Origin of the sequence: Bacillus sp. JHAA (assembly GCF_036961585.1) — a bacterium.
In the GTDB taxonomy this organism is placed as follows: Bacteria; Bacillota; Bacilli; order Bacillales; family Bacillaceae; genus Bacillus; species Bacillus velezensis.
Map to the genome: position 1 here is coordinate 232,821 of NZ_JBAMDE010000003.1, position 25,579 is coordinate 258,399.

A 25,579-nucleotide genomic window follows, 5' to 3' on the forward strand; every position below is an offset into this window, starting at 1 on the left:
GTTTACGTTTGCAAAAAAGTGATGTATTCTAATGTGTAAAAGTTTTTAGAAAATTTAAACAAAGTAAACGGGGGAAACTGCAATGATTTTACAGCTGGACAGTGTGTCATTAAAAAGAAACGGGAAATGGATTTTGAAAGATATCAACTGGCGCGTCGAGAAAAACGAAAATTGGGTGCTGTACGGATTAAACGGAGCCGGAAAAACGGCTTTGCTGAATATGTTATGCTCTTATTACTTCCCCACTTCAGGAGAGATGCAGGTGCTCGGCCATCAATTCGGCAAAACAGAGCTCGGTGACAGGCTCAGAAGGAAAATCGGTCTTGTTTCGGCAGGTCTTCAGCACAAATTATATGCCGCGGACTCCGCTTTTGAAATCGCCCTCAGCGGCGCGTACGCCTCAATCGGGCTGTACGCAACTCCGAGTGAGCAGGTAAGGGAAAAAGCGATCGGACTTCTGAAGGATTTGGGCGCCATCGGTTACGCCGACAGACGGTATGAAACATTATCACAAGGGGAAAGACAAAGAGCGCTGATTGCGCGGGCGCTTATGGCTGATCCGGAACTGCTGATTCTGGACGAACCCGTGACGGGTCTTGATTTTATGGCAAGGGAGCAGCTGCTGGACACGATTACGTCGATCGCCGAAAAAGAAAATGCGCCGTCCATCCTTTATGTCACCCATCACGCTGAAGAAATTCTGCCGGTATTTGATCAGACGCTGCTTTTAAAACAGGGCGAGGTGTTCGCCTCCGGGAAAATCAGGGACATGCTTTCTGACGAGCGGCTTACAGCGTTTTTCGATATGCCTGTCAATGTCTTATGGAACAATGGCCGCCCGCTTTTAACACGTGCAAAAGAGGCATCATCTGTAAAATAACATAAATTCACCCTGGGGGTGCTGCCATGCGGCTGAGAGAGACGTTTGTCTCAACCCTTAACGGACCTGATCCGGATCATGCCGGCGGAGGGAAGCGGTGAAAAAAGCGGAGGAAGATCCGTTTTTTACCCGTTTCATTTCATGAATGAAACGGGTTTTTTGATACAGCCAAAGGGGAGATTTCCAATGCATCAGATTGATATGCTGTTACACCAGGCGGAGAAACGGCGGCACGACTTCATACATATTGCTGAAAGACTGATAGCTTTTCCCACTCCGGCCCCGCCAGCAAGAAATACGGCAGAAGCCCAAAAGTGGGTGGCCGGATTTTTAAAAGAAACGGGCTGCTCGGTCGATATGTGGGATGTGTATCCGGAAGATCCGAATGTAGTCGGTGTTTTAAAAGGGACAGATTCAAGCAGGCATCAAAGCCTGATTTTAAACGGACACATTGATGTGGCAGAAGCCGGGGGCGAAGACTGGCACTCTGACCCGTTTCAGCCGCACGTAAAAGATGGCATGCTGATCGGAAGGGGTGCCGCTGATATGAAAGGGGGTTTGGCGTGTGTTCTTTTCTCTCTGAAGCTGATCCATGATGCCGGCATTAAGCTTCCGGGCGACCTCATTGTACAGTCTGTAATCGGAGAAGAAGTCGGTGAGGCGGGGACGCTGGAATGCTGCAAACGCGGCTATCACGCGGATTTTGCCGTTGTCGCGGATACGAGCAGCCTGCATATTCAAGGGCAGGGCGGAGTCATCACCGGCTGGATAGAATTGAAAAGCAAACAAACATTTCATGACGGCATGAGGCGCAATATGATTCATGCGGGCGGAGGCACATTCGGAGCGAGCGCCATCGAAAAAATGGCGAAAATCATCACTGCCTTGGGAGAGCTGGAGCGCCACTGGGCGGTAACGAAAAGCTATCCCGGTTTTGCGCCCGGCACCAATACGATCAACCCCGCCGTCATTGAAGGCGGAAGACACGCAGCGTTTGTTGCCGATGAATGCCGGTTATGGATCACCGTCCACTTTTATCCGAACGAAACGCACGAACAAGCAGCCGCAGAAATCGAAGACTATATTAATCGTGTCGCTGACAGTGATCTGTGGCTCAAAGAAAACAGGCCGGTGTTCAAATGGGGCGGATCTTCGATGATTGAAGACAGAGGAGAGGTGTTCCCGGCGCTGGAAATCGACCCGGATCATCCGGCAGTTTCTGTCTTGGCTGCATCACACTCAGCCGTCAGAAAACAGGAGCCCGTCATTGATGTTTCCCAAACCGTAACTGACGGAGGGTGGCTTTATCATGCCGGGATTCCGAGCGTCATATACGGTCCCGGCGATTTAAAAAACGCCCACTCCGTAAACGAGGAAGTGTCCGTTGATGAGCTTATGGACTATACGAAAATTATGCTGAGATTTATCCTCGGCTGGTGCAGCCGCAAAAAAGATTGCCCGATGTGACAAGGTTCAGCCCGGCCGTTCATATAATAGGAAAAAGAACGGGCAAAGGGCGTGATACGGATGATCAGCATATCTGAATTTCAAATAAAAGATGTGGTAAACGTGTCGAACGGAAAAAAACTCGGAAGCATCGGTGATATTGATATTAACGTGACAACGGGAAAAATTCAGGCGATTATTTTAGGCGGCAGCGGAAAAGTTCTCGGTTTTTTCGGAAAAGAAGAGGAAATGATCATTCCTTGGCGAAATATAGTTAAAATTGGGGAAGATGTCATCTTAGTGCGTGTAAACGAACCAAAGGGGGGAGCGTAATCCTCCCTTTACTTGTAAAAAGCCGGAAATCTCAATGTTTCCGGCACATTTATTTATCTCATTTTTCAATCAGCCGCTAAACGTATGCTCAAAATTGTGTTAAAATGAGTGGGAAATTACGCTTTTTTAATGTTTGTCGAAAGGTTGGATCTCCATGAATACATATCACCCGTTTAGTCTTACCACCCCCTCGGCACTCATGATAGAAGACTGGAACTGTGTGAATCAGCTTAACACAAAGGTCATCGCCGGATTCACAACGAAAAACGGCGGGGTCAGCAATCCTCCGTATGAGTCATTAAATACCGGATTGCACGTCCGGGACGAAGCTCATGATGTTGTGACAAACCGTGAAGTCATAGCGTCCTTATGCGGTACTGATCTGGATTCCTGGGTGTTCGCCGACCAGACACATGAAAACCGCGTCCGGCGCGTGACAGCCGGGGATAAAGGAAAAGGAGCGAGAGACTATTCTTCCGCATTCCGCGGGACGGACGGGCTCTACACGAAAGATGCGAATCTTTTTTTGGCCCTTTGTTTTGCGGACTGTGTGCCCTTGTATTTTTATGACCCGGTGAAATCCATTATCGGCGCTGCCCATGCCGGATGGAAGGGGACGGTCAAACAAATCGGACGCATCATGACGGAACGCTGGGTAAACGAAGAAGGCTCCCGTTTAACAGATATTCAGGCTGTCATCGGTCCGTCCATCAGCGCGGGAAGCTATACAGTCGACGACCGCGTCATCAATGAAGTGCGGGCGCTGCCTTTTACGGCTGAATCCGCCATATGCGAAACGGAAAAAGGCCAGTATCAGCTTGATTTAAAAGAGGTCAACCGTCTTCTTCTGATACATTGCGGCATTCCGGAAGAAAACATTTCAGTCAGCGGTTTATGCACCGAACGAGAGCGTGAACTATTCTTTTCACACCGCCGCGACAAAGGGAAAACGGGACGCATGATGTCCTTTATCGGAATGAAGGAGGCGTAAGATCTTGCGTGTTGCTGATCAATTACGACATATAAACGAAAGAATAAACGAAGCATGTAACAGATCGGGCCGAAGCCCCGAAGATGTTACCGTCATCGCGGTTACAAAATACGTATCAGCCGAAAGGGCTCAAGAGGCCGTTGATGCCGGTATTACAAGTCTGGGAGAAAACCGGGATGCCGAGCTTATCCATAAGCAGGAAGTCATCAAAGGCAGCCCGGAGTGGCACTTTATCGGCAGTCTTCAGTCCAGAAAGGTGAAGGCCGTCGTTGACCGTGTATCTTATATTCATTCCTTAGACAGACTGTCATTGGCAAAAGAGATTGAAAAACGGGCGCAGCATGCGGTTCGCTGTTTTGTGCAGGTGAATACTTCGCTTGAGCCGTCTAAGCACGGTTTGAAAACAGAGGAGGTCATCCCCTTTATCAGAGAGCTTTCTGAGTTTAGAAACATTTCTGTAGAGGGCCTGATGACGATGGCTCCCCTGACAGACGATACAGAAACGATCAGAGCCTGCTTCCGGCAATTGCGTGATCTGAGGGATCAGGTGCAAAAACTGCATCAGACAAACGCACCGTGCCGGGAACTGTCAATGGGCATGTCAAATGATTATGAAATCGCTGTTGAAGAGGGCGCAACTTTTATCAGAATCGGCTCTTCATTAGTCGGAAATGAACCGGGGGGTGTAAACAAATGAGCATGAAAAATAAACTGAAAAACTTTTTCTCAATGGATGAGGAGGAGTACGAGTACGAATACATTGAAACGGAGCAGGATCATCCGGAAGAGCATGAACAGCAGAAAGATAAACAGCCTGCTTACGCTCAGAAGCCGCAGGGCAAGCAGAACGTAGTAAGCTTGCAAAGTGTTCAGAAATCCTCTAAAGTGGTGTTGAGTGAACCGCGTGTATATGCGGAAGCGCAGGAAATCGCCGATCATTTAAAGAACAGGCGGGCGGTTGTCGTCAATCTGCAGCGCATCCAGCATGATCAGGCGAAAAGAATCGTCGACTTTTTAAGCGGTACCGTCTACGCCATCGGCGGCGACATTCAGAGAATCGGTTCAGATATTTTTCTGTGCACGCCTGATAATGTCGACGTTTCCGGCACGATTTCGGAGCTTATAAATGAAGACGAACATCAGAGGTGGTAAAGCAGGATGATTCTTTATCAAATTTTTTCCGTTCTGAGTTATTTAATTTACATCTACTCGTTTGCCCTGATCATCTATATCTTTATGTCATGGGTGCCGAGTACGAGAGAAACGGCGGTCGGACGGTTTCTCGCAGCGATTTGCGAACCGTATTTAGAGCCGTTCAGAAGGATCATTCCGCCCATTGCCATGCTGGATATATCCCCGATTGTAGCGATTATCGTGCTTCGGTTTGCCACGACGGGACTTTGGGGCCTATACCGCATGATCGCAATGTATACTTGAATGCGACAGTTTGATACGGGCTTGGCACCAGCCAAGCCTCTTTACATAGAAAGGAAAGAACATGAGCGATATTTACCAGCACTTCAGACAAGACGAGCGGCCTTTTATTGATCAGGCGCTTGAATGGAAACAGATTGTCCTGGACCAGTATCGGATGAAGCTGACTGATTTCTTAGATCCCAGAGAACAGGTCATTGTAAAAGCCGTTATCGGCGACGCCTGCGGTCTTGCGTTTTTCGGAGGATATGACAGAGCTGAGCGCAAGCGCGCGATTTTATACCCTGAATATATGGAACCTGAACAGGATGATTTTGAGCTTCGGGCTTTTGACGTTCAATACGCTGAAAAATTCGTCAGCATTGACCACCGCTCTCTTCTCGGATCATTAATGGGGATCGGCTTAAAGCGGCAGAAATACGGCGATCTGATTTTCTCTGAGGAAGCCGTGCAGCTGATCGTCTCCGGTGAAATCGCCGATTTTGTCAGCACTCAGCTGACCAAGGCGGGCAAAGCGCCGGTAAAGCTTGAGAAAATCGAGCTTTCCGCTCTTCACATTCCCGCTTCAGATGTCGAAATAAGGGATGACACGGTTTCTTCATTGCGTCTCGACGCCGTCTGCGCTTCAATGAGCAGGCAATCCAGGCAGAAAGCGCAGGCGCTTGTGAAAAACGGGCTCGTTAAGGTGAATTGGAAAGCCATTGAAGATCCGTCTTATCAGGTTGCTGAAGGGGACATGCTTTCGATTCGCGGCTTCGGACGATGCAGTTTGGCAAAAGTTGACGGAAAAACGAAAAAAGACAAATGGAAAGTTACATTTGAACGGCAAAAATGAGTCGTTTTTTCAGTTTTTTTCTCCATCTGTGCCGTATTTGTTTTATAATGTGAACTAGATAACCGTACTGAAATGTAAAAATGGAGGTGGCAATATGCCATTAACGCCGAATGATATCCATAACAAAACGTTTACAAAAGGTTTTCGCGGATATGATGAAGATGAAGTAAATGAATTTTTAATGCAGGTCAGAAAAGATTACGAAATCGCACTCCGTAAAAAAACGGAGCTTGAGGCGAAAGTGAACGAGCTGGACGAAAAAATCGGCCACTTTGCCAATATCGAAGAAACGCTGAATAAATCAATTCTCGTAGCTCAGGAAGCCGCAGAAGACGTAAAGCGCAACTCGCAGAAAGAAGCGAAGCTGATCGTCCGTGAAGCAGAAAAAAATGCTGATCGCATCATCAATGAGTCGCTTTCCAAATCAAGAAAAATCGCAATGGAAATTGAAGAGCTGAAAAAACAGTCTAAAGTCTTCAGAACACGTTTCCAAATGCTGATTGAAGCGCAGCTCGACCTGCTGAAGAACGATGATTGGGATCATCTGCTGGAATACGAAGTCGACGCGGTATTTGAGGAAAAAGAATAATTTTCTGATTTTCTTGACATTCTCCGGCCCGTTCGAATATAATACGTTCATAAATTCAGATGAAAAGACGATTGAAAGGGACCGGCATGACTCAAAACAGGCTATAAAGCGACCCGGGGAAGGTGAAAGCCCGGGATGGCCGGAATCATGCAGATCAGCCCTTTAGTTTCCTTTCTGAACCGAGAGTAGGAAAGGACGTTCCATCACGTTACGATGTTCGAGAGGAAAAGACGGATGATCCGTTTTTTCTAAAAGGGTGGTACCGCGAGATAAGCTTTCTCGTCCCTTATGGGATGAGAGGGCTTTTTTTATTTTCTGAAAAATGTTGTGGAGGAATGAAAATGGATTACAAAGATACGCTGTTAATGCCGAAAACAGATTTTCCGATGCGCGGAAATCTGCCGAATCGTGAGCCGGACATGCAAAAAGACTGGGAGGAGCAGGACATTTACCGTCTTGTTCAAGAACGGACGAAAGACCGCCCGAAATTCGTGCTGCATGACGGACCTCCTTATGCAAACGGAGACATCCACATGGGCCATGCCCTGAACAAAATCCTGAAAGACTTCATCGTCCGCTATAAATCAATGAGCGGCTACAACGCACCGTACGTGCCGGGCTGGGATACGCACGGACTGCCGATTGAAACGGCGCTGACGAAAAACAAAAAAGTAAACCGGAAAGAAATGTCAGTAGCAGAATTCCGCAAACTATGTGAAGAGTACGCTTGGAAGCAAATCGAGGGACAGCGTGAGCAATTCAAACGTCTTGGTGTCCGCGGTGACTGGGAAAACCCATACGTGACATTAAAACCGGAATACGAAGCGCAGCAAATCCGCGTATTTGGTGAAATGGCAAAACGAGGCTACATTTACAAAGGCCTTAAACCGGTTAACTGGTCACCTTCAAGTGAGTCTGCTCTGGCTGAAGCCGAGATCGAATATCAAGACAAACGTTCAGCATCTATTTACGTCGCTTTTGGTGTAAAAGACGGAAAAGGCGTTCTTGAAAACGGCGAGCGCATCATCATTTGGACAACAACGCCTTGGACAATTCCGGCGAACCTCGGAATCTCAGTGCACCCTGATCTTGAGTACAGCGTGATTGCAGTAGGTGAAGACCGCTTTGTCGTAGCAAGTGCCTTAGTCGAAAGTGTTGCATCAGCATGCGGATTTGATCAGTATGAAGTGACAAGAACGGTCAAAGGAAAAGACCTTGAGAACATTATCGCTGAACACCCGCTATATGGCAGAGACTCTCTCGTTATGCTTGGTGAACACGTAACAACTGATGCCGGAACAGGCTGTGTTCATACAGCGCCAGGACATGGGGAAGATGACTTTATCATTGGCCAAAAATACGGTTTAGATGTGCTTTGCCCGGTCGATGAAAAAGGTGTAATGACAAGCGAAGCTCCTGGGTTTGAAGGCATGTTCTATGATGATGCAAACAAAGCGATCACACAGCAGCTCGATGAAAAAGGCGCACTTGTGAAGCTTGAATTCATTACTCACTCTTATCCGCATGATTGGAGAACAAAAAAACCAACCATTTTCAGAGCGACAGCGCAATGGTTTGCGTCTATTAAAGATTTCAGATCAGACCTGCTGGATGCCATTAAAGAAACCAAATGGGTTCCTGAATGGGGTGAGCAGCGTTTGCACAACATGGTTCGGGACCGCGGAGACTGGTGTATTTCCAGACAGCGTGCGTGGGGTGTGCCGATTCCGGTATTTTACGCTGAAAACGGAGAACCGATTATTACAGATGAAACCATTGAACATGTTTCTGAATTGTTCAGACAGCACGGATCAAACATTTGGTTTGAAAAAGAAGCAAAGGATCTTCTTCCGGAAGGCTTTACGCATCCTGGCAGCCCGAACGGCACATTTACAAAAGAACAGGATATCATGGATGTTTGGTTTGATTCAGGCTCTTCACATCAAGCAGTGCTTGAAGAACGTGATGACCTCGTTCGCCCGGCTGATTTATACCTAGAGGGATCTGACCAATATCGCGGCTGGTTTAACTCTTCTCTTTCTACAGCAGTAGCCGTAACAGGAAAAGCGCCGTATAAAGGTGTGCTCAGCCATGGGTTCGCACTGGATGGAGAAGGACGCAAGATGAGTAAATCAATCGGTAACGTTGTTGTTCCGGCTAAAGTCATGAAACAGCTTGGTGCCGACATCTTAAGATTATGGGTATCGTCAGTGGATTATCAGGCGGACGTTCGCGTGTCTGACGCCATTCTGAAGCAGGTCGCGGAAGTATACCGGAAAGTCCGCAACACGTTCCGCTTCCTTCACGGCAACCTGTTCGATTTCAATCCAAGCGTCAATGCCGTGGATGTAAAAGATCTCCGCGAAGTGGATCAATATATGCTGATCAAGCTGAATAAGCTGATCGATAAGGTGAAAAAAGCGTACGATGAATATGAATTTGCGGTTGTTTATCACAGCATTCACAATTTCTGTACGATCGAGCTCAGCTCCTTCTATCTTGATTTTGCAAAAGATGTTGTGTACATCGAGCATGCGGATCATCCGGACCGCCGCAGCATGCAGACGGTCTTCTATGAAACGCTGCTGGCGTTAGTGAAGCTGACGGCGCCGATTCTCCCGCACACGGCGGATGAAATGTGGTCTCACTTATCATTTGTTGAAGAAGCGAGCGTGCAGCTGACAGATATGCCGGAAACCATTGCTGTTCCGGACAGTCAAGCGACAGAAGAAAAGTTCGACCGCTTCATGGAGCTTCGAAACGACGTGCTGAAAGCTTTGGAAACAGCCCGTAACGAAAAAATTATCGGAAGATCATTGGAAGCGAGCCTGACTTTGTATCCGAACAAAGAAAACCGCGACCTCTTGTCATCCATTAAAGAAAACATCGCGCAGCTGTTTATCGTCTCAGAACTGACAGTAAAAGACGAAAGTGAAGCGCCGGAAAACGCGCAAAGCTTCACAACAGGAAAAATGACCGTAGAAAAAGCGGAAGGCCAGATGTGTGAACGTTCCCGCGTAATTTCTAAAGATGTCGGAGCCAATCCGAAATATCCGACGTTATCACTGCGCAATGCGGAAATCGTTGAAAAATATTATCAAAAATAATAAATGAGAAAGCGCCCGGTGACAGCCGGGCGCTTTTTTTACATGCCACTAATGTCATCGATTAGAACGACAGGAAAAATCTTATGGGCTTCAAATGGCGCTCTGGGGGCAACAATAAAGCTATAACATCAAGAGCAGGAGTTGTGATGAATGAATGATCAACTGACCGCAATCCACACGGAGCTTCTCATGATGAAAGAAGAACTTCAATCAAGATTATTCGAATATTCTTGCTTTCAAATGTCAGCATCTGTTGAACCTTCAATGAACGACCAAGAAGCAACTCTGATCTATCATATAAAAGAAGAACTTCAGGACGTTCTTCTTGCCCTGTCTAAGTTTGAAAACAATACGTACGGTTATTGTGAAAAAACAGGCGACCCCATTCCGATTGAAAAACTTGCGGTGCTGCCGACGGCCAGAACCGCTGATGATTTTTATTATCCCGCTCAATTTGAAAAGAAAACCCTTCCATATTGGGAACCCGGAGATTATGCATATGATCAGGCGCTGTATGAGTGACAGCGTCTGTTTGCATGCGCTTATGATCTGCCTTTACTCTGGCATCTTTTACTGATAAAATTCATAAAGGATAAAAGTAACTGTATACTGGAGGAACGTGTGTGCTTTATTATCTAATCGCTCTTTTTATTATTATTGCCGACCAATTGACCAAATGGCTTGTCGTCAGCCATATGGAATTGGGACAAAGCATACCTGTCATCGATCAGGTGCTTTATATCACATCTCATCGCAACACGGGAGCGGCGTGGGGGATTTTAGCCGGCCAAATGTGGTTTTTCTACGTCATTACCATCGCCGTGATTATCGGAATCGTTTATTACATACAGCGTTATGCAAAAGGGCAGATGTTACTCGGAATTTCTCTCGGCTTAATGCTGGGCGGTGCGGCCGGAAACTTTATTGACCGGGCGGCGCGCCAGGAAGTGGTGGATTTTATTCATGTCATCATCGTGGATTATCACTATCCGATTTTTAATATCGCGGACTCCTCACTGTGCGTCGGTGTAATACTTTTATTTATTCATATGCTGTTTGACAGCGGGAAAAAGAAGGAGCAATAACATGAATCAATTTGAGATAACCGTTCAGCCTGAACAAAAGAGCGAACGGATTGATAAATTTTTGGCTTCAACGGGAGAAAACTGGTCACGCACTCAAGTGCAGCAATGGGTAAAAGAGGGATTGGTATCCGTTAACGGCAAATCCGTAAAAGCGAATTATAAAATGCAGCCCGGCGATCAGGTAAACGTCACCATTCCTGAACCGGAAGAATTGGACGTGCTTGCAGAGCCGATGGATTTGGACATTTACTATGAGGATCAGGACGTCTTGGTTGTGAACAAACCGCGGGGCATGGTTGTACACCCGGCGCCCGGCCATGTGACTGGGACGCTTGTAAACGGACTGATGGCTCACTGCAACGACCTTTCCGGCATTAACGGCGTCATGCGCCCGGGAATCGTCCACCGGATTGATAAAGATACTTCCGGTCTGTTAATGGTCGCTAAAAACGATATGGCGCATGAATCACTCGTTAATCAGCTCGTCAATAAAACCGTGACCAGAAAGTACACAGCGGTTGTCCACGGGGTGATTTCACATGATGACGGAACGATTGACGCTCCGATCGGGAGAGATAAAAAAGACCGTCAAAGCATGACCGTAACAAGAGAAAGCAGCAAAAACGCCGTCACGCATTTCCACGTGCTTGAGCGTTTTCAAGATTTCACGCTCGTAGAGTGCCGTCTTGAGACCGGAAGAACGCATCAGATCCGTGTTCATATGAAATATATCGGGTTTCCTTTGGCAGGCGACCCGAAGTACGGACCGAGAAAAACCATTGATTTCAATGGTCAGGCGCTTCATGCCGGAATATTAGGTTTTGATCATCCGCGGACGGGCGAATACATGGAGTTTGAAGCGCCCCTTCCTGAAGATATGAAAAAACTCATTGAAGATTTAAGAAATAGCCATTGACAGCGACTTTCTTTTCTGAAATAATAAAAACAAGCTGAATAGATTCTTTAACACAGTCCAGAGAGGCTGAGAAGGATAACGGATAGGACAGAAGAGATACACGTGTGTCTTCGTCCTGGAAAGGAACCCCTCTATGCTCTGGCAGGAGGGGTTTTTTCTTCTTATATACGAATGGAGAGGTGTCACGAGTGAATCAAAAAGCTGTTATTCTCGACGAACAGGCGATCAGGCGGGCGCTGACAAGGATAGCCCATGAAATGATCGAACGGAATAAAGGAATGAATGACTGCATTCTTGTAGGGATTAAAACAAGAGGCATTTATTTAGCGAAGCGGCTGGCCGAGCGGATCGAACAGATTGAAGGGAATCCGGTCACCGTCGGGGAAATCGATATCACCCTTTACCGTGACGACCTGACGAAAAAAACGAGCAATGAAGAGCCGCTTGTAAAAGGCGCGGACATTCCGGCCGATATTACAGACCAAAAGGTCATTGTGGTTGATGATGTGCTTTATACCGGCCGGACGGTGAGAGCTGCGATGGATGCCCTCGTTGATGTCGGACGGCCGTCATCGATACAGCTTGCCGTGCTTGTCGACAGAGGGCACCGGGAGCTGCCGATCAGAGCGGACTATATCGGAAAAAACATTCCGACCTCAAAAGCTGAAAAAGTGATGGTTCAGCTGAGCGAAGTTGATCAGACTGATATGGTCGCCATTTACGAAAATGAATAATCACCTTTTTAAATGCATTCCAGAGAGTTTGCAAAGAGGATTTTAAAACACAAAGCCGGGCGGATCGACGCGGCCGGGTTTTGTATGCCTCTTTGCGCAAAAAGCAAAGAGGTTTTTTTATACCATTTGAAAGTCAACCGGGAGGAAAACGCCATGAGTAAGAAAAAAGTAAACCTGGGAGTCAGGGACGTCCCCAATCCATTGTCCTGGCTGTCATTCAGCCTGCAGCATTTATTCGCCATGTTCGGTTCAACCATACTCGTGCCGAAACTGGTCGGAATGAGCCCGGCAGTGGCGCTTGTCACGAGCGGAATCGGGACACTCGCCTATCTCTTGGTGACAAAAGGCCAGATTCCCGCTTATCTCGGCTCATCATTCGCCTTTATATCACCGATTATCTTGGTGAAGGCGACGGGAGGGCCGGGGGCTGCCATGGTCGGCGCTTTCCTGGCGGGAATTGTGTACGGCCTGATCGCGCTGCTCATCAGGCAGCTTGGAACGGGGTGGCTGATGAAGCTGCTGCCCCCGGTGGTCGTCGGGCCGGTCATCATCGTCATCGGCCTCGGACTGGCAAGCACAGCCGTCAATATGGCAATGTATGCTGATCCGAATGCGAAGGAACTCGTCTACAGCTTGAAACATTTCAGTGTAGCCGGCGTCACTTTGGCCATCACCATTATCTGCGCCATCTTTTTACGGGGATTTTTAAGCCTGATTCCGGTATTGATCGGCATTATAGGCGGATATCTGTTTGCGCTGACACAGGGCATCGTCAATTTTCAGCCGGTCATTGATGCAAAGTGGTTCGCCGTTCCTGAATTTATCATCCCTTTCAAAGACTATACGCCGTCAGTGACATTGGGCATTGCGGCTGCGATGGTGCCGGTCGCTTTCGTGACGATGTCAGAACATATCGGCCACCAAATGGTGCTGAGTAAAGTCGTCGGACAGGATTTCATTAAAAAGCCGGGACTGCACCGCTCCATAATGGGGGACAGTGTTGCGACGATCATCGCTTCGTTAATCGGCGGCCCGCCGACGACGACATACGGCGAGAACATCGGAGTACTGGCAATTACGAGAGTTTTCAGCGTCTTTGTCATCGGCGGCGCGGGTGTGATTGCGCTGTGCTTCGGATTTATCGGAAAAGTATCAGCGCTGATCAGCTCTGTTCCGTCCGCGGTTATGGGCGGCGTTTCCTTCCTGCTCTTCGGAATTATCGCCTCCAGCGGCTTAAGAATGCTGATTGACAACAACATTGATTATGAGAACAAGAGAAATTTGATTATCACATCCGTCATCCTCGTGATCGGCGTCGGCGGTGCGTTCATTCAAGTATCAAAAGGCGGGTTCCAAATATCCGGCATGGCGCTTGCGGCAATCGTCGGAGTCATCCTGAACCTTATCCTGCCGCATGCAAATGAAGAAGACGCGATGGCATCAGAAAAACAAAATCATATGTAAAACCTTTTAAAGAAAGTCCAGAGAGGCTTGGAAGGGTTATAACGGGAAGAAGCTGTACGCTGCTTCTCTCTTTAACCGCACCCCGAGTCTATAGACCGGGGTGTTTTTTTACGGCCTTCAAGCGGAAACGGAGGAGAAAAACATGAATCATTTAACGGCGATGTCTGAACTGAGCGCAGCTGAAATTACAGAACTGCTGCGTGAGGCAAAAGCGATAAAAGAGGGAACAGTCCGCCCCGATCTCGCGGGAAAATTTGTTGCGAATCTGTTTTTTGAACCGAGCACGAGAACGCGGTTCAGCTTTGAAGTGGCGGAAAAGAAACTCGGGATGAACGTGCTCAGCTTAGACGATACGAGCACAAGCGTTCAAAAAGGCGAGTCCTTATACGACACGGTCAAAACTCTGGAATCAATCGGAGCGGACGCCTGCGTCATCAGGCACAGCACGGATGAATATTACAAAGATCTGACCGGCAGAGTCAATATTCCGATCTTAAACGCCGGCGACGGCTGCGGCCAGCACCCGACTCAGTCATTACTCGATTTAATGACGATTCAAGAGGAATTTGAGACCTTTCAGGGCCTGACGGTTTCCATTCATGGCGATATCAAACACAGCAGGGTGGCAAGGTCAAATGCCGAGGTGCTGACAAGGCTCGGCGCACGCGTGCTGTTTTCAGGGCCGCCGCAATGGCAGGATGAGAAAAACGCCTTCGGCACCTGTGTACAGACGGATGAAGCCATACAAGCTTCAGATGTCGTCATGCTGCTCCGCATCCAAAATGAAAGGCATCAGACAGAAGCCGACCAAAAAGGCTACCTGGAAGCATACGGGCTGACCGCAAAGCGGGCGGAGAGCATGAAGCGGCATGCCATCATCATGCATCCCGCACCGGTGAACAGAGGAGTCGAAATTGACACAACATTAGTGGAATGCGGAAAATCAAGAATCTTTAAACAAATGGAAAATGGTGTGTATATCAGAATGGCAGTCTTAAAAAGAGCACTGCAAACCAATGTGAAAAGGGGAGAAGCGGCTTATGTCTTATCTCATTAAAAACGGCTGGATGTTAAATGAACAGGGAGAAAAAGTGGCACAGGATATCCGGGTAACGGGTGAATTCATTTCGGAAACCGGGCTTCTGACAGCGAAAGACGGAGAAACGGTGATCGACGCTGACGGACTGTTCGTTTCACCGGGACTCGTAGACCTTCATGTTCACTTCAGAGAACCGGGCGGCGAGAAAAAAGAAACCATTGAGACGGGCTCTAAAGCCGCGGCGCGGGGCGGCTTTACCACAGTCGCAGCCATGCCGAATACAAGACCGGTGCCGGATACGAAAGAGCAGATGGAATGGCTGCAAAACCGGATCAAAGAAACCTCATCTGTCAGGGTTCTTCCTTACGCATCCATTACGATCAGACAAACCGGCGAAGAAATGACAGATTTTGAGGCGCTTCATGAAGCCGGCGCATTCGCCTTCACCGATGACGGCGTCGGCGTTCAGACGGCCGGAATGATGTATGAAGCCATGAAACGGGCGGCTTCAATGAATAAAGCGATTGTCGCTCATTGTGAGGATAACTCGCTTATTTACGGAGGGAGCGTGCATGAAGGTTCTTTTTCAAAAGCGAACGGCCTGAACGGCATACCTTCCATTTGTGAAGCGGTACATATCGCCCGTGACGTGCTGCTGGCGGAAGCGGCGGGCTGCCATTACCACGTGTGTCATATCAGCACGAAAGAGTCCGTCAGAGCCGTAAGAGACGCAAAAAAAGCGGGAATCCGCGTGACGGCGGAAGTATCGCCGCACCACCTGCTGCTTTGTGACGAAGATATCCCGGGACTTGATACCAATTTTAAGATGAATCCGCCGCTTCGCAGCAAAGAGGACAGAGAGGCGCTGATTGAAGGGCTTTTAGACGGTACGATTGATTTCATCGCCACTGACCATGCGCCGCATACAGAAGAAGAGAAAAACACGGATATGAAGCTTGCGCCTTTCGGTATCGTCGGTTTAGAAACAGCCTTTCCGCTTCTGTACACACATTTTGTGAAAAACGGGGCGTGGACGCTGAAGCAGCTGGTTGATTTCATGACGTCAAAACCTTGCGAGGCATTTGATCTTCCGTACGGAACGCTTGCACCGGGGGCGCCGGCTGACATCACCCTGATTGATCTGGAAAAAGAAGCAGCCATTGACAAAGATACATTTTTATCTAAAGGAAAAAATACGCCATTCAACAAGATGAAGTGCTTCGGCTGGCCTGTTGCAACGATGGCTGCCGGTAAGCTTGCATACGAAGAAGGGAGACTCGTCAAATGAAAAGAAGACTAGTGCTGGAAAATGGAGCGGTATTTGAGGGTGAAGCATTCGGGAGCCTGGAGCATACCGCGGGTGAAGTCGTATTCAACACGGGAATGACCGGTTATCAGGAAATTTTATCAGACCCTTCTTACTGCGGGCAGATCGTGACGCTGACGTATCCTCTGATCGGCAACTACGGAATTAACAGAGATGACTTTGAATCCATCACTCCTTTTGTAAAAGGGCTGATCGTAAAAGAACTGTGCGAGCTGCCTTCCAACTGGCGTTCGGCTTACACGCTTGACGAGTATTTGAAAATGAAAAATATTCCCGGCTTACAAGGGATTGACACGAGAAAGCTCACAAGAATGATCCGCACGGCCGGCGCATTAAAAGGAACGTTTGCTTCAAGTGAGGAGAATGTCGGAGAGGTTCTGGCAAGGCTGAAAGAAACGGAACTGCCGAGAAATCAAGTCGCTCAAGTATCTGCGAAAACGGCTTATCCGAGTCCGGGCCGCGGCAAACGCATCGTACTCGTCGATTTCGGTATGAAGCACGGCATTTTAAGAGAGTTAAACAAAAGAAAATGCGATGTCATCGTTGTGCCGTACAATGTAACGGCGGAAGAAGTGCTTCAGCTCAAGCCGGACGGCATCATGCTTTCTAACGGACCCGGAGATCCGAAAGATGTGCCGGAAGCCATTGAAATGATAAAAGGCATACTCGGGAAGGTGCCGTTATTCGGAATCTGCCTCGGCCACCAATTATTTGCGCTGGCATCCGGAGCGGAAACGGAAAAAATGAAATTCGGACACAGGGGTTCCAATCATCCGGTTAAAGAGCTTGCGACAGGGAAAGTCGCTTTAACCGCCCAAAACCACGGATATACAGTTTCTTCAATAGATGAGACAGAGCTTGAAGTGACGCACATTGCGATCAATGATCAAACGATCGAAGGACTCAAGCATAAAACATTGCCGGCATTTACGGTTCAGTACCACCCTGAAGCTTCACCGGGGCCGGAAGACGCCAATCATTTATTTGACAGATTCATTGACTTGATCGAAACAACTGAGAAAGAAGGGGAAGCGGTATGCCAAAACGCGTAGATATTAAAAAGATTTTAGTGATCGGATCAGGCCCGATTATTATCGGACAGGCGGCGGAATTTGATTATGCGGGCACACAGGCGTGTCTCGCTTTAAAGGAAGAAGGCTATGAAGTTATTCTCGTCAACTCGAATCCGGCAACGATTATGACGGATACGGAAATGGCTGATCGGGTATACATAGAACCGCTGACGCCGGAGTTTCTCACGCGTATTATCAGAAAAGAACGGCCGGACGCCATCCTGCCGACTCTGGGAGGACAGACCGGACTGAATCTTGCCGTCGAGCTGTCTGAACTCGGGGTTCTTGAGGAATGCGGAGTGGAAGTGCTCGGCACAAAGCTGTCCGCCATCCAGCAGGCGGAAGACCGCGACTTATTCCGTACGCTGATGAATGAGCTGAATGAACCGGTGCCGGAAAGTGAGATCATCCGCACTTTACAGGAAGCCGAGGAATTTGTCGGCCGGATCGGGTTTCCGGTTATCGTGCGCCCCGCTTACACATTAGGCGGAACGGGCGGCGGCATCTGCTCGAATGAAGCAGAACTGAAAGAGATCGTCGAAAACGGATTAAAACTCAGCCCCGTCCATCAGTGCCTTCTTGAAAAAAGCATTGCCGGTTACAAAGAGATCGAATATGAAGTCATGAGAGACAGCAGAGATCACGCGATCGTCGTCTGCAACATGGAAAATATCGATCCGGTCGGCATCCATACGGGCGACAGCATCGTCGTTGCCCCGAGCCAGACTTTGAGCGACCGGGAATATCAGCTTTTGCGCAATGTTTCATTAAAGCTGATCCGCGCGCTCGGCATTGAAGGCGGCTGTAATGTTCAGCTCGCGCTCGATCCCGACAGCTTCCAATATTACATTATCGAAGTGAATCCGCGGGTGAGCCGCTCATCTGCCCTCGCCTCAAAAGCGACGGGTTACCCGATCGCAAAGCTTGCGGCGAAAATCGCAGTCGGGCTTTCTCTTGATGAAATGATGAATCCCGTAACGGGAAAAACATATGCGGCTTTTGAGCCCGCGCTTGACTATGTCGTTTCTAAAATCCCGCGCTGGCCGTTCGACAAATTTGAGTCGGCAAACCGCAGGCTCGGGACGCAAATGAAAGCCACCGGAGAGGTCATGGCTATCGGACGCACCCTTGAAGAATCGCTGTTAAAGGCGGTCCGCTCACTGGAAGCCGATGTCTATCACCTGGAACTGAAGGATGCGGAAGAGATTTCTGACGGGCTTTTGGAAAAACGGATCAGAAAGGCCGGAGATGAACGGCTGTTTTATCTTGCTGAAGCGTTCAGAAGAGGCTATACAGTCGAGCAGCTTCATGAGTTTTCTGCAATTGACGTATTCTTTTTGCACAAGCTCTGTAAGCTGGTCGCTTTTGAAACAGAGCTGAAAGCGGAAAAAGGCAGCCTTACCGTTCTGCAGACAGCGAAGGAATTCGGTTTCTCCGACAAATATATCAGCCGGGAATGGAATATGCCGGAACAAGAGCTGTATCAAATGCGAAAAGAAGCAGACATCAAGCCTGTATATAAAATGGTGGATACATGCGCGGCGGAATTCGAATCAGAAACCCCGTACTTCTACAGCACATATGAGGAAGAAAATGAGTCTGAGGTTACATCAAGAAAAAGCGTCGTCGTCCTCGGTTCCGGGCCGATCCGTATCGGACAGGGCGTCGAATTTGACTATGCGACCGTTCATTCTGTCTGGGCGATCAAGCAGGCAGGCTATGAAGCGATTATTATCAACAACAATCCTGAGACGGTGTCCACTGATTTCAGCATTTCAGACAAACTGTATTTTGAACCGCTGACGGTAGAAGATGTCATGCACATCATCGATTTGGAACAGCCGGAAGGCGTTGTCGTCCAATTCGGCGGCCAGACGGCGATCAATCTTGCGGAAGAATTGAGCGCCCGCGGCGTCAAAATCCTCGGCACATCACTTGAAGATTTAGACCGTGCGGAAGACCGGGATAAGTTCGAGCAGGCGCTTGAGGCGCTGAATGTGCCGCAGCCGCTCGGAAAAACCGCCGTATCGGTGAACGAAGCGGTCAAAATTGCCGCATCCATCGGCTATCCGGTACTTGTCCGCCCTTCGTATGTGCTCGGCGGCCGGGCGATGGAAATCGTCTATCACGAAGAAGAGCTGCTTCACTATATGAAAAACGCGGTCAAAATCAACCCGCAGCATCCGGTGTTAATCGACCGTTATCTGACAGGGAAAGAAATCGAAGTCGATGCCGTATCTGACGGCGAAACAGTCGTTATTCCGGGAATTATGGAGCATATCGAGCGGGCCGGCGTCCATTCAGGGGATTCAATCGCCGTCTATCCGTCTCAGTCTTTAAGCGAAGACATTAAGAAAAAAATCGAACAATACACTGTAGCCTTGGCAAAAGGCCTTAACATTATCGGGTTGCTGAACATCCAGTTCGTACTGTCGCAAGGTGAAGTGTATGTGCTTGAGGTAAATCCGCGGTCAAGCAGAACCGTGCCGTTCTTAAGCAAAATCACAAAAATCCCAATGGCGAACCTGGCGACAAAGGTCATTCTCGGCCAAAAGCTTGCTGATTTCGGCTATCAAGAGGGGCTGCAGCCTGAACAGCAGGGGGTATTCGTGAAAGCGCCTGTCTTCTCATTCGCGAAGCTGAGAAGAGTAGATATTACGTTAGGCCCTGAAATGAAGTCGACGGGAGAGGTCATGGGCAAAGATTCAACCCTGGAAAAAGCGCTCTATAAAGCGCTGATTGCTTCTGGCATTCAAATCCCGAACTACGGCTCAGTGCTGTTGACTGTTGCCGATAAAGATAAAGAAGAAGGACTGCTGATCGCGAAGCGGTTCCACGCCATCGGCTATAAAATCTTGGCGACGGAAGGAACGGCGGCTTATTTGAAAGACGCTCAGATTCCGGCTCAGGTCGTCGGAAAAATCGGCGAAGAAGGGAAAAATCTGCTCGATGTCATCAGAAACGGCGAAGCGCAATTTGTCATCAATACGCTGACAAAAGGCAAACAGCCGGCCAGAGACGGCTTCAGAATCCGCCGCGAATCCGTTGAGAACGGAGTCGCCTGCCTGACATCTTTAGATACGGCCGAAGCCATTTTGCGGGTATTGGAAAGCATGACATTCCGGGCGGATCATATGCCTGCATCCGAAACCAATCAAAAGGCGGCAGCCACGATATGAAGAAAGCGCATTTGACTGTTCAATCCAACTTAGAAATTGCCGACCGGATTTATAAGATGGTGCTGAAAGGAGAGCTTGTCCGGCACCTTACCGAGCCGGGTCAATTTCTACATCTGAAGGTGAGTGACGCGGTCACGCCGCTATTAAGAAGACCGCTCAGCATTGCGGACGTCAATTTCGCCGCGGATGAAGTATCCGTTATCTACAGAGCTGACGGTGAGGGAACGCGTCTTTTGTCCGAGAAAAAAGAGGGCGGCAGGATAGACGTTCTCGGCCCTCTCGGCAACGGATTCCCCGTCCGGCGGATTGAACCCGGCAAAACCGCGCTGTTAGTCGGAGGCGGAGTCGGGGTTCCGCCTTTGCAGGAACTGTCAAAGCGCCTGACGGAAAAAGGCGTAAACGTCATTCATGTGCTTGGATTTCAATCAGCAAAGGATGTTTTTTACGAACAGGAATGTCGTGCGTACGGAGACACCTATGTGGCGACGGCTGACGGAACATATGGAGAGAAAGGGTTTGTCACCGATGTCATCCGTGAAAAGCAGCTCGAATTCGATGTCCTGCTAAGCTGCGGACCGACACCGATGCTGAAAGCTCTGAAGCAGCAGTACGGCCATAAAGAGGTTTATCTTTCGATGGAAGAGCGTATGGGCTGCGGCATCGGGGCCTGCTTCGCCTGCGTGTGCCGCACGGGTGAAAGCGATACATCCTATGTAAAGGTCTGCCTTGACGGGCCGGTATTTAAAGCTGAGGAGGTGGCGCTGTAATGTTAGAGGTGAATCTGCCGGGTCTCCAATTGAAAAACCCGATCATCCCCGCTTCCGGATGTTTCGGTTTCGGGAAAGAATATGCCGGATTTTACGATTTATCATGCCTCGGAGGCATTATGATTAAAGCCACGACGAACGAAGCCCGCTTCGGAAATCCGACGCCGAGAGTGGCGGAGACAAGCGCGGGAATGCTGAATGCCATCGGACTGCAAAATCCCGGCCTTGAGCATGTGCTCAATCATGAGCTGCCTTGGCTCGAACAATTTGACACGCCGATTATCGCAAATGTCGCCGGTTCTCAGGTGGACGACTATAAAGAAGTGGCCGAGCACATCAGCCAAGCGCCGAATGTGCATGCGCTTGAGCTTAACATTTCATGTCCGAATGTCAAAACGGGGGGGATTGCTTTTGGTACTGATCCCGTCATGGCGGCCGAACTGACAAAAGCGGTGAAAGAAGTTTCCGCAGTGCCTGTGTATGTGAAGCTTTCGCCTAATGTCGCAAACATAACCGAAATTGCCAAAGCGATTGAAGCGGCCGGTGCTGACGGTCTGACGATGATTAATACACTCATCGGGATGAGGCTCGATCTCAAGACGGGACGGCCGATCTTAGCAAATAAAACGGGCGGACTGTCAGGCCCGGCGATCAAACCGGTCGCCATCCGGATGGTATACGAAGTCAGCCAGGCCGTTCAAATCCCGATTATCGGGATGGGCGGCGTTCAGACCGCAGAGGATGCATTAGAATTTCTTCTTGCGGGAGCGAGTGCGGTTGCCGTCGGCACGGCAAACTTCGTCAATCCGTTCGTCTGCCCGGAAATCATAGAACAGCTCCCCCGTGTACTGAGCCAACACGGCTTTCAATCTGTAAGTGAATGCATCGGAAGGAGCTGGAAACATGAAAAACAACCTGCCCATCATCGCGCTTGATTTTGCATCAGGGGAAGAGACTTTAACGTTTTTAGACTTGTTTGAAAAGGAAAGGCTTTTTGTCAAAACGGGGATGGAACTTTTTTATCAGGAAGGCCCCGCCATCATTCACCAATTAAAAGAACGGAACTGTGATATATTTTTAGATTTAAAGCTTCATGATATCCCGACTACGGTCAATAAAGCGATGAAGCGGCTGGCCGGCCTCGGCGTTGATCTCGTCAATGTGCATGCGGCAGGGGGCGCACGCATGATGCGTGCGGCCCTTGAGGGGCTTGAAGAAGGCACGCCGGCAGGCAGAAAACGCCCGTCTTTAATCGCGGTGACTCAGCTGACCAGCACTTCAGAGCAGGTGGCGAAGGAAGAGCTTCTGCTGCATAAGCCGCTGTTAGAAACGGTCGTGCATTACGGCAAAATGGCGGAAGAGTGCGGGCTGGACGGAGTGGTATGTTCGGTACATGAAACAAAAGCCATTTATGAAGCGGTCCGGCCTTCATTTCTGACAGTCACACCGGGCATCCGCACGGCCAGTGACGCAGCTGACGATCAAGTCCGGACGGCGACTCCGTCATTTGCGAAAGAAAACGGTTCGTCAGCCATCGTTGTGGGCCGCTCAATTACAAAAGCGGAAAACCCCGTTAAAGCATATGAAGCAATTAAACTGGAATGGGAGGGCGTTCGCCGATGAAACAGGCTATCGCAAAACATCTATTACACATTGAAGCTGTCTTTTTACGCCCGAATGAGCCGTTTACGTGGGCGAGCGGTATTTTATCACCGATCTATTGTGACAACCGTCTGACATTGTCGTATCCAAAAGTGAGAAATGATGTGGCGGACGGGCTCGGCAAACTGCTGAAAGAGCATTTTCCCGAGGCGGAGATGATCTCGGGCACTGCAACGGCGGGCATTCCGCATGCTGCGCTTCTCGCAGACCGTGCAGGCGCACCGATGTGCTACGTCAGAAGCAAACCGAAAGCGCACGGCAAAGGAAATCAAATAGAAGGCGCCATTAAGAAAGGACAAAAAACAGTCGTGATTGAAGACTTGATTTCTACCGGGGGCAGCGTGCTTGAAGCTGCGGCGGCCCTTCAAAGAGAGGGCGCGGAAGTCCTCGGCGTCATTTCCATTTTTACATACGGACTGCCGAAAGCAAAAGAAGCCTTTAAAAAAGCGGGTCTTCCTTATTACTCGTTAACGGATTATGACACGCTGATTGAAGTCGCGCTTGAAAACGGTACGATTCATTCAGATGACATTGAGAAACTGAAATCATGGAAACAGAATCCCGAGTCAAAAGATTGGTTTAAAAAATAATGACAATAAAAACAGGCCTCAGGGCCTGTTTTATTATTCCTATCAAAAAACTCGGGTTGACTTCTGTTAGAATTGTGCTAAAATTTAGTACAAATCTAAAAAGCTTATCAAGAGCGGCTGAGGGACTGGACCGATGACGCCCGGCAACCTGCGTGTCATGCAAGGTGCCGCATCCAGAAAAATGCACAGCATTTTGAAGATAAGGGCTATACCGGGTCACTGTCTTTCATTCCGCTGGATTGAAAGTTTTTTATATGAAAAAAAAGATTGAGGGATAAGACAACCGGCAGAAAACAACAGCTGTTTGATTGTCTCCGGGAGGAGGAAAGGAAAAATGCTAACGTATGACACATGGGAAGAGCCGGCGATTACATTTCCGGAAGACGATTCCTATAAAGGCGCGCTGTCCGTTTTAAAATGGGCATACGGCCACTACGGAGACCAGCTTGTTTACGCGTGCAGCTTCGGGATTGAAGGGATCGTCCTGATCGATTTAATTTCTAAAGTAAAGAAAGACGCGGAAATCGTGTTTCTTGATACGGGTCTTCACTTTAAAGAAACATATGAAACGATCGAAAAAGTGAAAGAGCGTTACCCGGGACTGAACATTATCCTGAAAAAGCCAAGCCTTACTCTTGAAGAACAGGCCGAGGCTCACGGAGATAAACTGTGGGAAAGAGAACCGAACCAGTGCTGCTACATCAGAAAAATTCTGCCGTTAAGAGAAGCGCTCGCGGGACATCCGGCATGGCTGTCCGGTCTTCGCCGGGATCAAGGGCCGAGCCGGGCGAATACGAATTTCCTGAATAAAGACGACAAGTTTCAATCGATTAAAGTATGCCCGCTGATCCATTGGACATGGAAAGACATCTGGAGATATACTTCCAAGCATGAGCTGGATTACAATATCCTCCATGATCAGGGGTATCCGAGCATCGGCTGTGAACCGTGCACTTCACCTGCGTTTACCGCGGAAGATTTGCGGAGCGGCAGATGGAACGGCATGGCGAAAACAGAATGCGGACTGCATGAATAAAGGAGCTGCACGATGGAATTAGCCGCTATTTTATTCTGCCTGTTTTTTGCCATGAATATCGGAGCCAGCGGAGCCGCGGCTTCAATGGGAGTCGCTTACGGGTCCGGCGCCGTTAAAAAGAAAACGTATGCGCTGATCATCTGCGCGGCCGGAGTCCTGTCAGGGGCGGTTATCGGCGGCGGTGAAGTCGTTAAGACGATCAGCGGCGGAATTATTCCCGAACAAACCATTACGCTCACCATTGTCTGCATTATTATCGGATCGGCGGCGCTATCGTTATTCACGGCGAATGTGCTCGGCATTCCGCTGTCGACGAGTGAGGTCACTGTCGGGGCGATTGTCGGTGTCGGCGTCGCGTACAAAGTATTGTTTTTACAGCATCTTTTAGTCATCGTGAGTTTTTGGGTGCTTGTACCGTTCGTCGCGTTCTGTTTCACGTTTCTCGTCTCAAAGGTATTCAGTTCTCTGAATATTCGAGTCATTTCGAATCGGAAACAGAAGATTTTAGGGATTGTGCTGCTGATTGCGGGGTTTTGGGAAGCTTTTTCAGCCGGAATGAACAATGTCGCAAATGCGGTGGGCCCTTTGGTTGCTGCGGGCGTGCTCAGCGTGTCCAAAGGAACGCTGTACGGAGGCATCTTTGTCGCTCTCGGCGCTCTGCTTTTAGGACGCAAAGTGCTTGAAACCAACGGGAAAAAGATTACGAGATTTTCAGCCGGAGAAGGCATACTGCTTTCAGGAACCGGCGCGGGGCTTGTCATTATCAGTTCAGTCTTCGGTCTGCCGGTCCCATTGGCGCAAGTCACATCATCATCAATTATCGGTATCGGAATGGCCAAAAACGGGCCGAACGTTTTTCATAAAGAAGTCGTGAAAACGATGCTCAAAGTATGGGTCGTTTCGCCGTTTTTGTCACTGTCGATTTCGTATTTGCTTGTCTCCCTGCTGTTAAAAGGAGATTACTATTCCATCTTTATGATGGCCAGCGTGCTTTTGGCAGCTGGCGGAGCCGCCAGTCTGATGAAAGCCATCCGAAAAGAGAAACGCTCTGTCCATGAACAAGGCGGAGGCATTTAACTATTAATCTGAGTT

25 protein-coding genes, 2 riboswitches and 1 other annotated feature are annotated in these 25,579 nt (G+C 48.8%); all 25 genes read left to right on the forward strand.

Going from position 1 to position 25,579, the window contains the following annotated elements; translation table 11 throughout:
* Window positions 1-82: 82 nt before the first annotated feature.
* The 25 genes from V7728_RS08550 to V7728_RS08670 all read left to right on the forward strand — a co-directional run bounded on the left by V7728_RS08550 (window position 83) and on the right by V7728_RS08670 (window position 25,564).
* Window positions 83-880 carry an ABC transporter ATP-binding protein gene (locus V7728_RS08550; RefSeq protein WP_099566733.1) on the forward strand — a complete coding sequence of 266 codons (798 nt, stop codon included), beginning with the start codon at window positions 83-85 and terminating at the stop codon, window positions 878-880.
* A gap of 4 nt (window positions 881-884) precedes the next feature.
* A riboswitch (TPP riboswitch) is annotated at window positions 885-990 on the forward strand.
* A gap of 76 nt (window positions 991-1,066) precedes the next feature.
* Window positions 1,067-2,347, forward strand: a complete 1,281-nt coding sequence (locus V7728_RS08555) for an acetylornithine deacetylase (RefSeq protein ID WP_025284699.1) — start codon at window positions 1,067-1,069, stop codon at window positions 2,345-2,347.
* A gap of 60 nt (window positions 2,348-2,407) precedes the next feature.
* A complete protein-coding gene (locus tag V7728_RS08560; RefSeq protein WP_003154415.1) occupies window positions 2,408-2,659 on the forward strand; it encodes a YlmC/YmxH family sporulation protein in 252 nt (83 codons plus the stop codon).
* 154 nt (window positions 2,660-2,813) lie between these two features.
* Window positions 2,814-3,650, forward strand: a complete 837-nt coding sequence (pgeF, locus tag V7728_RS08565) for a peptidoglycan editing factor PgeF (protein ID WP_014304972.1) — start codon at window positions 2,814-2,816, stop codon at window positions 3,648-3,650.
* A gap of 4 nt (window positions 3,651-3,654) precedes the next feature.
* Window positions 3,655-4,347, forward strand: coding sequence for a YggS family pyridoxal phosphate-dependent enzyme (locus tag V7728_RS08570; protein WP_007409718.1), 693 nt, complete (start codon window positions 3,655-3,657; stop codon window positions 4,345-4,347).
* Complete coding sequence (sepF, locus tag V7728_RS08575) at window positions 4,344-4,802, forward strand: cell division protein SepF (protein ID WP_007409719.1); 459 nt, start codon at window positions 4,344-4,346, stop codon at window positions 4,800-4,802. The genes V7728_RS08570 and sepF overlap by 4 nt, the downstream gene beginning before the upstream one ends.
* Before the next feature lie 6 nt (window positions 4,803-4,808).
* On the forward strand, window positions 4,809-5,087 hold the full coding sequence (locus V7728_RS08580; protein ID WP_003154408.1) for a YggT family protein: 279 nt from the start codon (window positions 4,809-4,811) through the stop codon (window positions 5,085-5,087).
* Between the two features lie 61 nt (window positions 5,088-5,148).
* On the forward strand, window positions 5,149-5,919 hold the full coding sequence (locus tag V7728_RS08585) for a YlmH family RNA-binding protein (protein WP_007409722.1): 771 nt from the start codon (window positions 5,149-5,151) through the stop codon (window positions 5,917-5,919).
* A 94-nt stretch (window positions 5,920-6,013) separates the two neighbouring features.
* Window positions 6,014-6,508, forward strand: coding sequence for a septum site-determining protein DivIVA (gene divIVA, locus V7728_RS08590; RefSeq protein ID WP_003154406.1), 495 nt, complete (start codon window positions 6,014-6,016; stop codon window positions 6,506-6,508).
* A gap of 61 nt (window positions 6,509-6,569) precedes the next feature.
* Window positions 6,570-6,798: a binding site (T-box leader), on the forward strand.
* Between the two features lie 51 nt (window positions 6,799-6,849).
* A complete protein-coding gene (gene ileS / locus V7728_RS08595) occupies window positions 6,850-9,615 on the forward strand; it encodes an isoleucine--tRNA ligase (RefSeq protein WP_012117512.1) in 2,766 nt (921 codons plus the stop codon).
* A 150-nt stretch (window positions 9,616-9,765) separates the two neighbouring features.
* A complete protein-coding gene (locus V7728_RS08600) occupies window positions 9,766-10,137 on the forward strand; it encodes a TraR/DksA family transcriptional regulator (protein WP_007409725.1) in 372 nt (123 codons plus the stop codon).
* Window positions 10,138-10,238: 101 nt separating this feature from the next.
* Window positions 10,239-10,700 (forward strand): signal peptidase II, encoded by a 462-nt coding sequence (lspA, locus tag V7728_RS08605; RefSeq protein WP_003154398.1) that lies wholly within the window; start codon window positions 10,239-10,241, stop codon window positions 10,698-10,700.
* 1 nt (window position 10,701) lies between these two features.
* Window positions 10,702-11,616, forward strand: coding sequence for an RluA family pseudouridine synthase (locus tag V7728_RS08610; RefSeq protein WP_007409726.1), 915 nt, complete (start codon window positions 10,702-10,704; stop codon window positions 11,614-11,616).
* A 188-nt stretch (window positions 11,617-11,804) separates the two neighbouring features.
* A complete protein-coding gene (gene pyrR, locus V7728_RS08615; protein WP_003154392.1) occupies window positions 11,805-12,350 on the forward strand; it encodes a bifunctional pyrimidine operon transcriptional regulator/uracil phosphoribosyltransferase in 546 nt (181 codons plus the stop codon).
* A gap of 153 nt (window positions 12,351-12,503) precedes the next feature.
* Window positions 12,504-13,814, forward strand: a complete 1,311-nt coding sequence (gene pyrP, locus V7728_RS08620) for a uracil permease PyrP (protein WP_025284702.1) — start codon at window positions 12,504-12,506, stop codon at window positions 13,812-13,814.
* A gap of 142 nt (window positions 13,815-13,956) precedes the next feature.
* Window positions 13,957-14,871 carry an aspartate carbamoyltransferase catalytic subunit gene (locus V7728_RS08625; RefSeq protein ID WP_007409728.1) on the forward strand — a complete coding sequence of 305 codons (915 nt, stop codon included), beginning with the start codon at window positions 13,957-13,959 and terminating at the stop codon, window positions 14,869-14,871.
* Window positions 14,855-16,141 (forward strand): dihydroorotase, encoded by a 1,287-nt coding sequence (locus V7728_RS08630; protein WP_033574589.1) that lies wholly within the window; start codon window positions 14,855-14,857, stop codon window positions 16,139-16,141. The genes V7728_RS08625 and V7728_RS08630 overlap by 17 nt, the downstream gene beginning before the upstream one ends.
* Window positions 16,138-17,232 (forward strand): carbamoyl phosphate synthase small subunit, encoded by a 1,095-nt coding sequence (locus tag V7728_RS08635; RefSeq protein ID WP_007409730.1) that lies wholly within the window; start codon window positions 16,138-16,140, stop codon window positions 17,230-17,232. The genes V7728_RS08630 and V7728_RS08635 overlap by 4 nt, the downstream gene beginning before the upstream one ends.
* Window positions 17,217-20,432, forward strand: coding sequence for a carbamoyl-phosphate synthase (glutamine-hydrolyzing) large subunit (gene carB / locus V7728_RS08640; protein WP_059367017.1), 3,216 nt, complete (start codon window positions 17,217-17,219; stop codon window positions 20,430-20,432). Before V7728_RS08635 ends, carB begins: the two co-directional genes overlap by 16 nt.
* The gene (locus V7728_RS08645; RefSeq protein WP_099566734.1) at window positions 20,429-21,199 is read left to right on the forward strand and encodes a dihydroorotate dehydrogenase electron transfer subunit; all 771 of its coding nucleotides are present in this window, start codon (window positions 20,429-20,431) and stop codon (window positions 21,197-21,199) included. The genes carB and V7728_RS08645 overlap by 4 nt, the downstream gene beginning before the upstream one ends.
* Window positions 21,199-22,134 carry a dihydroorotate dehydrogenase gene (locus V7728_RS08650; protein ID WP_007409733.1) on the forward strand — a complete coding sequence of 312 codons (936 nt, stop codon included), beginning with the start codon at window positions 21,199-21,201 and terminating at the stop codon, window positions 22,132-22,134. The genes V7728_RS08645 and V7728_RS08650 overlap by 1 nt, the downstream gene beginning before the upstream one ends.
* Window positions 22,103-22,822: an orotidine-5'-phosphate decarboxylase gene (gene pyrF / locus V7728_RS08655; protein ID WP_024085288.1), complete on the forward strand. Its 720-nt coding sequence runs from the start codon at window positions 22,103-22,105 to the stop codon at window positions 22,820-22,822. The genes V7728_RS08650 and pyrF overlap by 32 nt, the downstream gene beginning before the upstream one ends.
* A complete protein-coding gene (pyrE, locus tag V7728_RS08660) occupies window positions 22,819-23,451 on the forward strand; it encodes an orotate phosphoribosyltransferase (RefSeq protein ID WP_059367014.1) in 633 nt (210 codons plus the stop codon). Before pyrF ends, pyrE begins: the two co-directional genes overlap by 4 nt.
* A 101-nt stretch (window positions 23,452-23,552) precedes the next feature.
* Window positions 23,553-23,657, forward strand: a riboswitch (SAM riboswitch).
* A 128-nt stretch (window positions 23,658-23,785) separates the two neighbouring features.
* Window positions 23,786-24,487 carry a phosphoadenylyl-sulfate reductase gene (locus V7728_RS08665; protein WP_003154369.1) on the forward strand — a complete coding sequence of 234 codons (702 nt, stop codon included), beginning with the start codon at window positions 23,786-23,788 and terminating at the stop codon, window positions 24,485-24,487.
* A gap of 12 nt (window positions 24,488-24,499) precedes the next feature.
* Window positions 24,500-25,564 (forward strand): inorganic phosphate transporter, encoded by a 1,065-nt coding sequence (locus V7728_RS08670; RefSeq protein WP_012117522.1) that lies wholly within the window; start codon window positions 24,500-24,502, stop codon window positions 25,562-25,564.
* Window positions 25,565-25,579: the final 15 nt, after the last annotated feature.